The following is a 13,383-nucleotide window of genomic DNA, read 5'->3' on the forward strand; positions in this document are numbered from 1 at the left end:
CGGGTCGGGCATGACCAGCTCGACCCCGCCCTGGAAGCGCCGCTCCCGCAACAAGAAGGACCGCGGGGCGGCTCAAGGCCCGTCAGAGGCCGTGCGTGACGACGAGCGAGGCTCTTTCCCAGGAGCACCAGGTGCTGTACCCGGTGCCCCCGGAGAAGACGCCTCGCTCGAATCGGCGGACGATCACGCGTCGACGGGCGAACTGCCGGTGGCCCCGGCGGCCGGCGGTGACGGTGCGCGCAGAGGCGGCGCCGTCGCGAGAAGTGCCAGAACAGCCAGAACGGGGCTGGCCAAGGGCGGCGCGGCCGCCAAGGCCTCGATCGGCTATCTCGCCGATCGCATCATCGAGATCGCGCCGCGGGTTCCCGTGCGGGACCTGGCGACCCTCCGCAAGCAGTTCCCCGGTCTCGACCCGGAACAGCTCGCGGACAAGCTGGTCACGGGCGCGGCCGCAGCAACATCCACCGTGGGTGCGGGAGTCGGCGCCGCCGCGATGCTGCCCGTACCGCCCGCGATGCCGACCGAACTGGCCGCGGAGGTGACCGGCGTGGCCGCGATCGAGCTCAAGCTGATCGCCGAGCTGCACGAGGTCTACGGACTGCGCCCGCCAGGGGCCCTGAAGGCCCGTAGCGGCGCCTACCTGACCGCATGGACGGAAGAGCGCGGCATCGACGTGGCGAAGCCGACCACGGTCAACGCAGCGCTCGGCGGGCAGATGAAGCGCGAGCTGCGGCAGCAGATCATGAAGCGGATGGTGCGGAACCTTCCGAGCCTGACGCCGTTCATGATCGGCGCGGCCGTGGGAGCGTTCATGAACCGGCGTGACACCAGAAAACTGGCCGACCGGGTACGCCAGGACCTGCGGCGACACCAGGTCCCCTGGGAGGCGCTGAACGAACAGTCGCCCCTGGAGGAGCCGCCCGACGCCCTGGAGATCGGGGCCTGACCCCGCCCTCGCCGGGCGCGGCCCGGAGTTCAGGCGCGGCTCAGAGCCTTTGCCAAAGCTTCAGGGTCGCGCGTCGACAGGTAGACGTACGGCGTCGGGTCCGACGGATCCGTGATCTCCGCCCGCACCGCGGTCGTGACATAGCTGCGCAGCAGCATGAAGGCGCGCGGGTCGGCCTTGTACGTGCGCCACGCGCGTGCCTCCTCCGCGTCCAGCACGTGCACCTCGCCGAGCGCGGACAGCGGGATCTTCGCGTCGCCCGCGACCAGCGAGTCGGCCACGACACGGACCCGCGCCGAGCCGTACGAGCTGGTGATCACGGCCGCGACGACCAGTCCGACGACGAAGCCGCCGAGCAGTGGCAACGGGCCGAAGGGCAGCATGATGATGGCCCCGACAACCCCCACCATGAACGTGATCAACCACCACGTACGGGGCGCGGTGAGTCGTTCGTCGTAAGGCGTCGTCGAGAGCTCCATGGGGTCAAGCTTGGCACGATGCGTGCACTGATAGGACGCGCGGGTAAGGTCTGCGGCTGTGAGTGGTACTTCTGCAGCTCTGACGCCCCCCGCCGACGCCATAGCCCCGGTGCGGCACCCCGACGCGCCCGCCCCCGGCGAGCTCCTCGGCGCGCACTACGGACACTGTTTCGGCTGCGGCGGCGACCAACCGCACGGGCTGCACCTGGAGGCGCGGGCCGGTGAAGGCGTCACCGTCACCGCCGAGTTCACCGTGCGCCCCGCGCATCAGGGCGCGCCGGGTCTCGCGCACGGCGGGGTCCTCGCTACCGCGCTCGACGAGACGCTCGGCTCCCTGAACTGGCTGCTTCAGGCCATCGCCGTGACCGGCCGCCTGGAGACCGACTTCGTGCGGCCCGTTCCCGTGGACACGGTGCTGTATCTGTCCGCCGAGGTGACGGCCGTCGCCGGCCGCAAGATCTACTCGACCGCGACCGGCCGGATCGGCGGCCCCGACGGGCCCGTGGCGGTGCGTGCCGAAGCCCTCTTCATCGAGGTCAAGGTCGACCACTTCATCGAGAACGGCCGCCCGGCAGAGATCGAGGCGGCCATGAGCGACCCCGACCAGGTCAGGCGCGCCCGCGCCTTCGAGGTGAACCCGTGAGCATTGTGTCCGGCGGCCCCGGCAGCGAACTCGGCGTGCTCCTGCGGCGCGTCGACCCCGACGTGCCGCTGCCCTCGTACGAGCACCCCGGCGACGCCGGAGCGGATCTGCGTACCACCGAGGCGTGCGAACTCGCGCCCGGTGAGCGGGTCGTCCTGCCCACCGGTGTGTCGGTCGCCCTGCCCGAGGGGTACGCGGCCTTTGTGCACCCCAGATCCGGCCTCGCAGCGCGCTGCGGCGTGGCTCTGGTGAATGCCCCAGGGACGGTGGATGCCGGGTACCGTGGGGAGATCAAGGTGATCGTGGTGAATCTCGACCCGCGCGAGAGCGTGCGGTTCGAGCGCTTCGACCGGATTGCCCAACTGGTGGTCCAGCAGGTCGAGAGGGTCCGCTTCCAGGAGGTCGCGGAGCTTCCCGATTCGGTGCGGGCCGGAGGGGGCTTCGGGTCCACCGGCGGGCACGCTGCCGTGGGTGGCCCGACCGTTGCCGACAGTGGCGCGGACGGTCAAAAGGGTGGGAATCGATACGCTTCGGTCGTATCCGACCGGGAAGGACAGTGACGTGTTCGGACGTCGTAACAAGAACGGCGCCGCCGAGGATGCGGCCGGCGAGGCCGAGCAGTTCGCTGAGAACGCTGACAGCGTCGGCAGCGTCGACTCGGACGAGCAGGAGTCGGACCGCGTCCGGCTCGAGCCCGAGCCCCGTCCCGACGGTCCCTGGGACGCCTCCGAGGTCCGCGAGCCCGGCGAGGGCCGGGTCGACCTGGGCGGAGTCTTCGTCCCCGGCGTGGAGGGCATGGAGCTGCGTGTGGAGGTCGCGGGCGACGCGATCGTCGCGGCGACCGTCGTCCTCCAGGACAGCGCGATCCAGCTGCAGGCCTTCGCCGCCCCCAAGAAGGAGGGCATCTGGGGCGAGGTCCGCGAGGAGATCGCCTCCGGCATCACTCAGCAGGGTGGTGTGATCGACGAGGTCGAGGGCTCGCTCGGCTGGGAACTGCGTGCCCAGGTGCCGGTGCAACTGCCGGACGGCACGGGCGGTTTCCAGGTCGTGCGCTTCATCGGCGTGGACGGCCCGCGCTGGTTCCTGCGCGGCGTGATCTCGGGCCAGGGTGCCGTGCAGCCGCAGGCGGCCGGTCTCCTGGAGCAGATCTTCAAGGACACCGTCGTGGTGCGCGGCGAGGGCCCGATGGCCCCGCGTGACCCGATCGTCCTGAAGCTCCCCGACGACGCGCAGATGGTCGCCGAGAGCTCCCAGGGTGAGGGCCAGGAGCCCTCGCGCTTCTCCGGCGGCATGGGCCAGCTGGCCCGCGGCCCGGAGATCACCGAGGTGCGCTGAGGCGCTCACACAGCCGTACGAGGCCGGGGTCGCGCATCCGTCAGGGTGCGCGGCCCCGGTTTCGTGCATCAGGGGGCATCAGGGGGCATCAGGGTTGCGTCAAGGCCACCCGTCCGGCCGTCATCCGCCCCATTTGCGCAGATCGCAGGCCGTAGGCTCGACGCTGCGTGGAGCAGTCACCGGAAGACAATGAGGCCATGGGACGCGGGACGCGGGGCAAACTACGGATCTACCTCGGTTCGGCACCGGGCGTCGGCAAGACGTACGCGATGCTGTCGGAGGCGCACCGCCGGGTGGAGCGGGGCACGGACTGCGTGGTGGCGTTCGTCGAGCATCACGACCGGCCGCGCACCGAGGTGATGCTGCACGGCCTGGAGCAGATCCCGCGCCGGGAGCTCGCGTACCGGGGGACGGTCTTCCACGAGATGGACGTGGACGCCGTGCTGCGGCGCGCCCCGGCCGTCGCCCTCGTCGACGAACTGGCCCACACGAACGTGCCCGGGTCACGCAACGCCAAGCGCTGGCAGGACGTCGAAGAACTGCTCGGTGCGGGCATCGACGTCATATCGACCGTCAACATCCAGCATCTTGAGTCGTTGGGCGATGTGGTTGATTCGATCACTGGTGTACGTCAACGGGAGACGGTCCCCGACGAGGTCGTCCGCCGTGCCGACCAGATCGAGCTCGTCGACATGTCGCCCCAGTCGCTGCGCCGCCGCATGGCCCACGGCAACATCTACAAGCCCGACAAGGTCGATGCGGCACTCTCCAACTACTTCCGCCCCGGAAACCTCACCGCACTGCGGGAGTTGGCGCTCCTGTGGGTCGCCGACCGGGCCGACGAGTACCTCCAGGAGTACCGGGGCGAGCACAACATCCGCTCCACGTGGCAGGCCCGCGAGCGCATCGTCGTCGGCCTGACCGGAGGACCCGAGGGCCGTACGTTGATCAGGCGCGCGGCGCGGCTCGCCGAGAAGGGCGCGGGCGGCGAGGTGCTCGCGGTCTACATCGCCCGCAGCGACGGCCTCACCGCCGCCTCGCCCAAGGAACTGGCAGTCCAGCGCACCCTCGTCGAAGACCTGGGCGGCACGTTCCACCACGTCATCGGCGACGACATTCCCGCCGCCCTTCTGGAGTTCGCCCGCGGCGTCAACGCCACGCAGATCGTCCTCGGCTCCTCGCGGCGCAAGACCTGGCAGTACATGTTCGGCCCCGGCGTCGGCGCGACCGTCGCCCGCGAGTCCGGGGCCGACCTCGACGTGCACATCGTCACCCACGACGAGGTCGCCAAGGGGCGCGGACTGCCCGTCGCCCGCGGCGCCCGGCTCGGCCGGTCCCGAATCGTGTGGGGCTGGCTCACCGGCATCGGCGGCCCCGCGCTGCTCGCGCTGGGCCTCACGCACGCCAACAGCGACCTCGGCCTCGCCAACGACATGCTGCTGTTCCTGTCGCTGACGGTCGCCGCCGCCCTGGTCGGCGGACTGCTCCCGGCGCTGGCGTCGGCGGCCTTCGGCTCCCTGCTGCTCAACTACTTCTTCACGCCGCCGCTGCACCTGTGGACCGTCGCCGACCCCCGCAACATCGTCGCCATCGTGATCTTCGTGGGCGTCGCGGTGTCCGTGGCCTCGGTCGTCGACACCGCGGCGCGGCGCACCCACCAGGCGGCCCGGCTGCGCGCCGAGTCCGAGATCCTCTCCGTCCTGGCGGGCAGCGTGCTGCGCGGCGACACCAGCCTGGAGGCGCTCCTCGAACGCGTACGGGAGACCTTCGCGATGGAGTCCGTGGCGCTCCTGGAGCGGGAGGGCGACACCGCGCCGTGGACCTGCGCGGCGAGCGTCGGCGCGCAGTCCCTCGGCCGGCCCGAGGACGCCGACGTCGACATGCCGGTCGGAGACCACCTGGCGCTCGCCCTGACCGGGCGCGTGCTGCCCGCGGAGGACCGGCGCGTGCTCGCCGCCTTCGCCGCGCAGGCCGCCGTCGTGCTCGACCGCCAGCGCCTGCAGTCCGAGGCCGACCAGGCGCGGGCGCTCGCCGAGGGCAACCGCATCCGTACGGCCCTGCTGGCCGCCGTCTCGCACGATCTGCGGACGCCGCTCGCGGGCATCAAGGCGTCGGTGTCGTCACTGCGCTCCGAGGACGTCGACTGGTCGCCCGAGGACCAGGCGGAACTGCTCGCCGGGATCGAGGAGGGCGCCGACCGGCTCGACCACCTGGTCGGGAACCTGCTCGACATGTCGCGCCTCCAGACCGGCACTGTCACCCCGCTCATCCGCGAGATCGACCTCGACGAGGTCGTGCCGATGGCGCTGGTCGGTGTGCCGGACCCGGACCTCAGCGTCGACCTGGACGTGCCCGAGACGCTGCCCATGGTCAGCGTCGACAAGGGGCTCCTGGAGCGGGCTGTCGCCAACGTCGTCGAGAACGCGGTCAAGTACAGCCCACCCGACAAACCCGTCCTCGTCTCCGCGAGCACGCTCGGCGACCGTGTGGAGCTGCGCGTCGTGGACCGCGGGCCCGGAGTACCGGACGACGCCAAGGACCGGATTTTCGAGCCCTTCCAGCGCTACGGTGACGCTCCGCGCGGCGCCGGTGTGGGCCTCGGGCTCGCCGTGGCGCGCGGCTTCACGGAGGCCATGGGGGGCACGCTCGGCGCGGAGGACACTCCAGGAGGCGGCCTCACCATGGTCCTCACCCTGCGGGCCGCGACCCGCACCACTCCTCAGGACGCGGTCCGGGAGGCCGTACAAACAGCCGTACAAACAGCCGTACCGACAGCCGTACCGACAGCCGGGCAAGCAGCCGGTCAGGACGCTGGACCCCAGAGAGGCAGGCACGCATGACCCGGGTGCTCGTGGTCGACGACGAGCCGCAGATCGTGCGCGCCCTCGTCATCAACCTGAAGGCGCGCAAGTACGAGGTGGACGCCGCCCACGACGGGGCGCAGGCGCTGCAGCTCGCCGCCGCCCGCCACCCCGACGTGATCGTCCTCGACCTGGGCCTGCCCGACATGGACGGCGTCGAGGTGATCAAGGGGCTGCGCGGCTGGACCCGCGTACCGATCCTCGTGCTGTCCGCGCGGCATTCGTCCGACGAGAAGGTCGAGGCGCTCGACGCGGGCGCCGACGACTACGTGACCAAGCCCTTCGGCATGGACGAGCTCCTCGCCCGGCTGCGGGCGGCGGTGCGGCGGGCCGAACCCACGGGCGGGACCGAGGACGAGGGGATCGTCGAGACCTCCGACTTCACGGTCGACATGGCCGCGAAAAAGGTCAACCGGGGCGGGCACGACGTACGGCTGACTCCGACCGAATGGCATCTCCTGGAGGTCCTCGTCCGCAATACGGGCCGCCTGGTCAGCCAGAAGCAGCTGCTGCAGGAGGTGTGGGGGCCCTCGTACGGGACGGAGACCAACTATCTGCGGGTGTACATGGCGCAGTTGCGACGCAAGTTGGAGACCGATCCCTCGCACCCGCGGCACTTCGTCACCGAACCGGGGATGGGCTACCGATTCGAGCGGTGAGGCCCGCGAAAACGGGGTACACCAGCGGGTACGACGCTGTCACAGGGCCCAGGTACGCTTCGAGTATGAGTGCTGTTCCGCGTTCCGACAGGGCGTCGTCCGAGAAACCGGCGGGCCGGTTCCGTCGCATGCTCGACAGGCTGTCCAGCTCCCAGGAGGACCTGGAGTCGGAGGAGCTGCGCGAGGACTCGGAGACCACCGGCTGCACGCGCATCGGCGACTGTGCGGACCGGCAAATGGTCACCGTAACTGGTACGTTGCGCACGGTAACCCTGCGGCCACGCGCTGGAGTTCCCGCGCTGGAGGCGGAGTTGTTCGACGGCTCGGCCGCCGTGGACGTGGTGTGGCTCGGCAGGCGCTCGATCGTCGGGATCGAGCCGGGGCGCAAGCTCATAGCTTCGGGACGGATCTCGATGAGTCGGGGCCGTAGGGTGCTGTTCAATCCGAAGTACGAACTCAGACCGCTCGGACGGGAGTAGCCGGTGACGTCCCTCGACAAGCCGACCGACCGCGAACACACAGGCCAGGACGTGACGGACGACGACGTGACGGACAAGGCCGTGACGGAGGCCGCGCTCTTCGAGGCCTTCGGCGGCGTGCGGGGCATGGTGGAGACCGTCCTGCCGGGCCTGCTCTTCGTGAGCATCTTCACGGTCAACAAGGACCTGCACATGTCGGCCATCGCGGCCGTCGCGGTGTCCCTGGTCCTCGTCGCCGTGCGCCTCGTCATGAAGGACACCGTCAAGCACGCCTTCAGTGGCGTCTTCGGTGTCGCCTTCGGTGTCGTCTTCGCGATGATGACGGGCAACGCCAAGGACTTCTATCTGCCGGGCATGCTCTACACGTTGGGGCTCGCGCTCGCGTACATCGTCACGACGCTGTGCGGGGTGCCCCTGATCGGCCTGATCCTCGGGCCGGTGTTCAAGGAGAACCTGTCCTGGCGGACCCGCAACCCAGGCCGCAAGAAGGCGTACGCGAAGGCGAGTTGGGCCTGGGGGCTCATTCTCCTGGCCAAGTGCGCGATCCTGTTCCCGCTGTACCTGTGGGGGGACACGACCCAATTCGGCTGGGTGCTCGTCGCGTTGAAGATCCCGCCGTTCCTGCTGGCCGTGTGGCTCACGTGGGTGTTCCTCGCGAAGGCGCCCGCGCCCATCGACGTGTTCGCGGAGATGGAGGCGGAGGAGGCTGCCGCCAAGGAGCGGGAGGCCGGGACCGTGGACGCGTCGGGGCGCGCGCGGCACCGCCGCGAGGCCTGAGGGCCACAGAGCCCGAAAACCTGAAAGCCCCCGGCGAGCAGGACTCGCCGGGGGCTTCCACGTTGGTGCTACGCGTCCTCGCGCCGCACCGACAGCAGGTCCTCCAGCTGCTCCTCGCGCGCCTGCGCCGCGACGAACAGCAGCTCGTCGCCCGCCTCGAGGGAGTCCTCCGCGCTGGGGGCCAGGACGCGGGTGCCGCGGATGATCGTCACCAGGGACGTGTCCTGCGGCCACTGGACGTCGCCGACCCGCGTACCGGCCAGGGCGGACTCCTCCGGGAGGGTCAGCTCCACCAGGTTCGCGTCGCCGTGGCTGAAGCGGAGCAGGCGGACGAGATCGCCCACGCTGACCGCCTCTTCGACGAGCGCCGACATGAGCCGCGGCGTCGAGACGGCCACGTCCACGCCCCACGACTCGTTGAACAGCCACTCGTTCTTGGGGTTGTTGACGCGGGCGACGACCCGCGGGACCCCGTACTCGGTCTTCGCGAGCAGCGAGACGACCAGGTTGACCTTGTCGTCGCCGGTGGCCGCGATGACCACGTTGCAGCGCTGCAGCGCCGCCTCGTCCAGGGACGTGATCTCGCAGGCGTCGGCGAGCAGCCACTCCGCCTGCGGCACGCGCTCGACCGAGATGGCCGTCGGCGCCTTGTCGACGAGGAGCACCTCGTGACCGTTCTCAAGGAGCTCGCCCGCGATCGAACGGCCGACCGCCCCGGCTCCGGCAATGGCGACCCTCATCAGTGACCGCCTTCCTCATCAGGGCCCTCGGCGAACGCCGCCTCGACCTTCTCGACGTCGTCCGTGCGCATCATCACGTGCACGAGGTCGCCCTCCTGGAGCACCGTCTGCGACGTCGGCAGTATTGCCTCGCCGAGCCGGGTCAGGAACGCGACGCGCACGCCCGTCTCCTCCTGGAGGCGGCTGATCTTCTGGCCGATCCAGGACTCCGACGTGTGCACCTCGGCGAGCTGGACGCCGCCGGTGGGATCGCGCCACAGCGGCTCGGCGCCGGACGGCAGGAGGCGCCGCAGCATCTGGTCGGCGGTCCAGCGGACCGTGGCGACCGTCGGAATGCCCAGGCGCTGGTAGACCTCCGCACGGCGGGGGTCGTAGATGCGCGCCGCCACGTTCTCGATGCCGAACATCTCGCGCGCCACGCGCGCGGCGATGATGTTCGAGTTGTCACCACTGGAGACCGCGGCGAAGGCGCCGGCCTCCTCGATGCCCGCTTCGCGCAGGGTGTCCTGGTCGAAACCGACTCCGGTGACGCGACGGCCGCCGAAACCCGAACCCAGGCGACGGAACGCCGTCGGGTCCTGATCGACCACGGCGATCGTGTGGCCCTGCTGCTCCAGGGTCTGGGCGAGTTGGGACCCTACTCGGCCACAGCCCATGATCACGATATGCACGGCCCTACCCCGCACTCCTCATAGGCCTTTTGACCTGCGTAAACGTCCTGCTCATGGCTCTCTCTCGCGGCTTGGTCCGCCCGGTGCGGCTTGATCTCGGGCACGGTGCGGGCAGCATTGCGGCTCGCGCTCGGGACCACCGTATCGGCTCTGTAAGAGAACTCGTCCTCCGCGTCGGCGGGGAGATCGTCGGAGGCGTGGCACAGAGCACGAAGCTGAATGGGGGTGGTGGGTGGGCGGCCCCCGGTTCGAACGCTTACGATCCTCTCCGTGTCCAAACTGACCGACGTGCCCAAACGGATCTTGATCGGGCGCGCTCTGCGCAGCGACCGGCTCGGAGAAACGCTCCTGCCGAAGCGCATCGCCCTCCCCGTTTTCGCCTCCGACCCGCTGTCCTCCGTGGCGTACGCGCCCGGCGAGGTCCTGCTGGTCCTCTCCATCGCGGGCGTGTCGGCGTACCACTTCAGCCCCTGGATCGCGCTCGCGGTCGTCGTGCTGATGTTCACGGTCGTCGCCTCCTACCGCCAGAACGTCCACGCCTATCCGAGCGGTGGCGGCGACTACGAGGTGGCCAACACCAACCTCGGTCCGAAGGCCGGGCTCACCGTCGCGAGCGCGCTGCTCGTCGACTACGTCCTGACCGTCGCCGTGTCGATCTCCTCCGGCATCGAGAACCTCGGCTCCGCGATCCCCTTCGTGGTCGAGCACAAGGTGATGTGCGCGGTCGTCGTGATCGTGCTGCTCACCTTGATGAACCTGCGCGGTGTGAAGGAGTCGGGGAAGCTTTTCGCCATTCCCACGTACGTCTTCGTGGCCGGCGTCTTCATCATGATCGCCTGGGGTGCGTTCCGCGGGCTCGTCCTCGGCGACTCCATGCACGCGCCCACCGCCGACTTCCACATCAAGGCGGAGCACCAGGGCCTCGCGGGCATCGCCCTGGTCTTCCTGCTGCTGCGTGCCTTCTCCTCAGGATGTGCGGCGCTCACCGGCGTCGAGGCGATCTCCAACGGCGTACCGGCGTTCCGCAAGCCCAAGTCGAAGAACGCGGCGAGCACGCTCGCGCTCATGGGCGGCCTCGCCGTCACCATGTTCTGCGGAATCATCGTGCTCGCCCTTGTGACCGATGTGCGGATGGCCGAGAACCCGGCGAAGGATCTGATCCACAACGGTGCGGCGGTCGGTGCCGGCTTCGTGCAGGACCCGGTGATCTCGCAGGTCGCCGAGGCCGTCTTCGGCGGCGGCAGCTTCATGTTCCTGGTCCTCGCGGCCGCCACCGCCCTCGTGCTCTTCCTCGCGGCCAACACCGCGTACAACGGCTTCCCGCTGCTCGGCTCGATCCTCGCCCAGGACCGCTACCTGCCGCGCCAGCTGCACACCCGCGGCGACCGCCTCGCGTTCTCCAACGGCATCGTGCTCCTGGCCGGCGCGGCGGCCCTCCTGGTCGTCATCTACGGGGCCGACTCGACGCGCCTGATCCAGCTCTACATCGTGGGCGTGTTCGTGTCGTTCACGCTCAGCCAGATCGGCATGGTGCGGCACTGGAACCGGCACCTGGCCACGGAGCGGGACCCCGCCAAGCGGCGCCGCATGGTCCGCTCGCGCGCGATCAACACGTTCGGCGCGTTCCTGACCGGCCTGGTCCTCGTGGTCGTCCTCCTGACGAAGTTCACGCACGGTGCCTGGGTCGCGCTGCTCGGCATGTGCATCTTCTTCGTGACGATGACCGTGATCCGCAAGCACTACGACCGGGTCGCCGAGGAGATCGCCGCCCCGGAGACCCCGACGGACGACAGCGTGCGCCCCTCGCGCGTGCACTCCCTCGTCCTCGTCTCGAAGATCCACCGCCCGACGCTGCGTGCGCTCGCGTACGCGAAGTTGATGCGTACGGACACCCTTGAGGCGTTGAGCGTCAATGTTGATCCAGCCGAGACGAAGACGTTGAGAGAGGAGTGGGAGCGTCGAGGTATCGACGTGCCGCTCAAGGTTCTTGACTCGCCGTACCGGGAAATCACCCGGCCGATCATCGAGTATGTCAAGAACCTCCGTAAGGAGTCCCCGCGCGACGCCGTGAGCGTGATCATCCCGGAGTACGTGGTGGGTCACTGGTACGAGCACCTGCTGCACAACCAGAGCGCGCTGCGGCTGAAGGGCCGGCTGCTCTTCACGCCCGGCATCATGGTGACGTCCGTCCCGTATCAGCTGGAGTCCTCCGAGGCCGCCAAGAAGCGGGCCCGCAGGCGGTCCGAGTGGAACGCGCCGGGTGCCGTGCGGCGCGGTCCGGTGGAGAAGCGCCCGAAGGAGCCCAGCTCGAAGTAGTCCCTCCACAGGAGGACCTGCCCTGGTGAGCGGCCGGGCGACAGCCACGTAAGCTGGTGGGCTGTTGTCCGGCCGCTTTCATATGTGGCCCGCGATGCCAAAAGATCTTCCCCCTTACGTACTGGAGCCCCGCCATGCAGGCAGAACCGACGAAGTCACTGGTGGGGGAGGAGTACGAGGTCGAGGTCGGCCCCGTCGCGCACGGCGGTCACTGCATCGCGCGTACGGCCGAGGGTCAGGTCCTTTTCGTACGGCACACGCTGCCCGGAGAGCGGGTCGTGGCGCGGGTGACCGACGGCGAGGAGGGCGCGCGTTTCCTGCGGGCCGACGCCGTGCAGGTCATCGAGGCGTCCAAGGACCGCGTCGAGGCGCCGTGCCCGTACGCGGGCCCCGGCCGCTGTGGTGGCTGCGACTGGCAGCACGCCAAGCCCGGCGCCCAGCGGCGTCTCAAGGGTGAGGTCGTCGCCGAGCAGTTGCAGCGGCTCGCGGGTCTCACGCCCGAGCAGGCCGGCTGGGACGGCACGGTGATGCCGGCCGAGGGCGACAAGCTTCCCCCGGGCGAGGTCCCGCAGTGGCGTACGCGCGTCCAGTACGCGGTCGACGCCGACGGCAACGCGGGACTGCGCCGCCACCGCTCGCACGAGGTCGAGCCGATCGAGCACTGCATGATCGCTGCCGAGGGCGTGTCCGAGCTGGGCATCGAGAAGCGGGACTGGTCCGGCATGGAGTCGGTCGAGGCGATCGCGGCCACTGGTTCGAACGACCGGCAGGTGATCCTCGCGCCGAAGCCCGGCGCCCGCCTTCCGCTGGTCGAGCTGGACAAGCCCGTCTCCGTGATGCGGGTCGAGGAGCACGACGGTGGCGTCCACCGCGTCCACGGCCGCGCGTTCGTGCGTGAGCGTGCCGACAACCGCACCTACCGTGTCGGCAGCGGCGGCTTCTGGCAGGTGCACCCGCAGGCCGCGGACACGCTGATGCGCGCCGTGATGCAGGGCCTGCTGCCGCGCAAGGGCGACATGGCGCTCGACCTGTACTGCGGCGTCGGCCTCTTCGCGGGCGCGCTCGCGGACCGGGTCGGCGACAAGGGCGCTGTCCTCGGCATCGAGTCCGGCAAGCGCGCGGTCGAGGACGCCCGGCACAACCTGGAGGCCTTCGACCGCGTCCGCATCGAGCAGGGCAAGGTCGAGGCGGTCCTGCCGCGCACCGGCATCTCCGAGGTCGACCTCGTCGTCCTGGACCCGCCGCGCGCGGGCGCGGGCAAGAAGACGGTCACCCACCTCACGACGCTCGGCGCCCGCCGCATCGCATACGTCGCCTGCGACCCGGCTGCCCTCGCGCGGGACCTCGGGTACTTCAAGGAGGGCGGGTACAAGGTGCGGTCGCTGCGGGCGTTCGACCTGTTCCCGATGACGCACCACGTGGAGTGCGTGGCGATCCTGGAGCCGGTCAAGAAGGACGCCTGACCTGCCGCGCGTCG

Annotated in this window: 13 protein-coding genes; 10 read left to right on the forward strand and 3 right to left on the reverse strand. The window is 70.1% G+C overall.

The window, feature by feature from the left end:
* Positions 1-10: 10 nt before the first annotated feature.
* On the forward strand, positions 11-946 hold the full coding sequence (locus tag ACWD2L_RS17750; RefSeq protein ID WP_351338568.1) for a hypothetical protein: 936 nt from the start codon (positions 11-13) through the stop codon (positions 944-946).
* Positions 947-975: 29 nt separating this feature from the next.
* On the opposite strand, the gene ACWD2L_RS17755 is transcribed toward ACWD2L_RS17750, so the two are convergent.
* Positions 976-1,425, reverse strand: coding sequence for a DUF3093 domain-containing protein (locus tag ACWD2L_RS17755; protein ID WP_351338565.1), 450 nt, complete (start codon positions 1,423-1,425; stop codon positions 976-978).
* Positions 1,426-1,483: 58 nt separating this feature from the next.
* On the opposite strand from ACWD2L_RS17755, the gene ACWD2L_RS17760 reads away from it, so the two are divergent.
* The 7 genes from ACWD2L_RS17760 to ACWD2L_RS17790 all read left to right on the forward strand — a co-directional run bounded on the left by ACWD2L_RS17760 (position 1,484) and on the right by ACWD2L_RS17790 (position 8,179).
* On the forward strand, positions 1,484-2,068 hold the full coding sequence (locus ACWD2L_RS17760) for a PaaI family thioesterase (RefSeq protein WP_351338563.1): 585 nt from the start codon (positions 1,484-1,486) through the stop codon (positions 2,066-2,068).
* A gap of 5 nt (positions 2,069-2,073) precedes the next feature.
* On the forward strand, positions 2,074-2,628 hold the full coding sequence (dut, locus tag ACWD2L_RS17765; RefSeq protein WP_451190191.1) for a dUTP diphosphatase: 555 nt from the start codon (positions 2,074-2,076) through the stop codon (positions 2,626-2,628).
* Position 2,629: 1 nt separating this feature from the next.
* The gene (locus ACWD2L_RS17770) at positions 2,630-3,403 is read left to right on the forward strand and encodes a DUF3710 domain-containing protein (protein WP_351338560.1); all 774 of its coding nucleotides are present in this window, start codon (positions 2,630-2,632) and stop codon (positions 3,401-3,403) included.
* A gap of 197 nt (positions 3,404-3,600) precedes the next feature.
* On the forward strand, positions 3,601-6,243 hold the full coding sequence (locus ACWD2L_RS17775) for a sensor histidine kinase KdpD (RefSeq protein WP_351338557.1): 2,643 nt from the start codon (positions 3,601-3,603) through the stop codon (positions 6,241-6,243).
* Positions 6,240-6,923 carry a response regulator gene (locus ACWD2L_RS17780; protein ID WP_351338555.1) on the forward strand — a complete coding sequence of 228 codons (684 nt, stop codon included), beginning with the start codon at positions 6,240-6,242 and terminating at the stop codon, positions 6,921-6,923. The genes ACWD2L_RS17775 and ACWD2L_RS17780 overlap by 4 nt, the downstream gene beginning before the upstream one ends.
* A 65-nt stretch (positions 6,924-6,988) precedes the next feature.
* The gene (locus ACWD2L_RS17785; protein WP_351338553.1) at positions 6,989-7,402 is read left to right on the forward strand and encodes an OB-fold nucleic acid binding domain-containing protein; all 414 of its coding nucleotides are present in this window, start codon (positions 6,989-6,991) and stop codon (positions 7,400-7,402) included.
* Between the two features lie 3 nt (positions 7,403-7,405).
* Positions 7,406-8,179 carry a DUF3159 domain-containing protein gene (locus ACWD2L_RS17790; protein ID WP_351338551.1) on the forward strand — a complete coding sequence of 258 codons (774 nt, stop codon included), beginning with the start codon at positions 7,406-7,408 and terminating at the stop codon, positions 8,177-8,179.
* A 68-nt stretch (positions 8,180-8,247) separates the two neighbouring features.
* Here the strand turns inward: ACWD2L_RS17790 and ACWD2L_RS17795 are convergent, their stop codons facing one another.
* The gene (locus ACWD2L_RS17795) at positions 8,248-8,919 is read right to left on the reverse strand and encodes a potassium channel family protein (protein ID WP_266715002.1); all 672 of its coding nucleotides are present in this window, start codon (positions 8,917-8,919) and stop codon (positions 8,248-8,250) included.
* Positions 8,919-9,590, reverse strand: coding sequence for a potassium channel family protein (locus ACWD2L_RS17800; RefSeq protein WP_351338548.1), 672 nt, complete (start codon positions 9,588-9,590; stop codon positions 8,919-8,921). Before ACWD2L_RS17800 ends, ACWD2L_RS17795 begins: the two co-directional genes overlap by 1 nt.
* A 270-nt stretch (positions 9,591-9,860) precedes the next feature.
* On the opposite strand from ACWD2L_RS17800, the gene ACWD2L_RS17805 reads away from it, so the two are divergent.
* The gene (locus ACWD2L_RS17805) at positions 9,861-11,906 is read left to right on the forward strand and encodes an APC family permease (RefSeq protein WP_351338545.1); all 2,046 of its coding nucleotides are present in this window, start codon (positions 9,861-9,863) and stop codon (positions 11,904-11,906) included.
* A gap of 134 nt (positions 11,907-12,040) precedes the next feature.
* Positions 12,041-13,369, forward strand: coding sequence for a class I SAM-dependent RNA methyltransferase (locus ACWD2L_RS17810; RefSeq protein ID WP_451190094.1), 1,329 nt, complete (start codon positions 12,041-12,043; stop codon positions 13,367-13,369).
* The last annotated feature ends 14 nt before the right edge of the window (positions 13,370-13,383 follow it).

The sequence above is a fragment of the Streptomyces sp. NPDC002754 genome (assembly GCF_053592315.1).

Coding starts and splice junctions, on each gene's coding strand:
- ACWD2L_RS17750 (WP_351338568.1), top strand. CDS start 11: ATGACCAGCTCGACCCCGCCCTGGAAGCGCCGCTCCCGCAACAAGAAG.
- ACWD2L_RS17755 (WP_351338565.1), bottom strand. CDS start 1,425: ATGGAGCTCTCGACGACGCCTTACGACGAACGACTCACCGCGCCCCGT.
- ACWD2L_RS17775 (WP_351338557.1), top strand. CDS start 3,601: ATGGGACGCGGGACGCGGGGCAAACTACGGATCTACCTCGGTTCGGCA.
- ACWD2L_RS17780 (WP_351338555.1), top strand. CDS start 6,240: ATGACCCGGGTGCTCGTGGTCGACGACGAGCCGCAGATCGTGCGCGCC.
- ACWD2L_RS17785 (WP_351338553.1), top strand. CDS start 6,989: ATGAGTGCTGTTCCGCGTTCCGACAGGGCGTCGTCCGAGAAACCGGCG.
- ACWD2L_RS17795 (WP_266715002.1), bottom strand. CDS start 8,919: ATGAGGGTCGCCATTGCCGGAGCCGGGGCGGTCGGCCGTTCGATCGCG.
- ACWD2L_RS17810 (WP_451190094.1), top strand. CDS start 12,041: ATGCAGGCAGAACCGACGAAGTCACTGGTGGGGGAGGAGTACGAGGTC.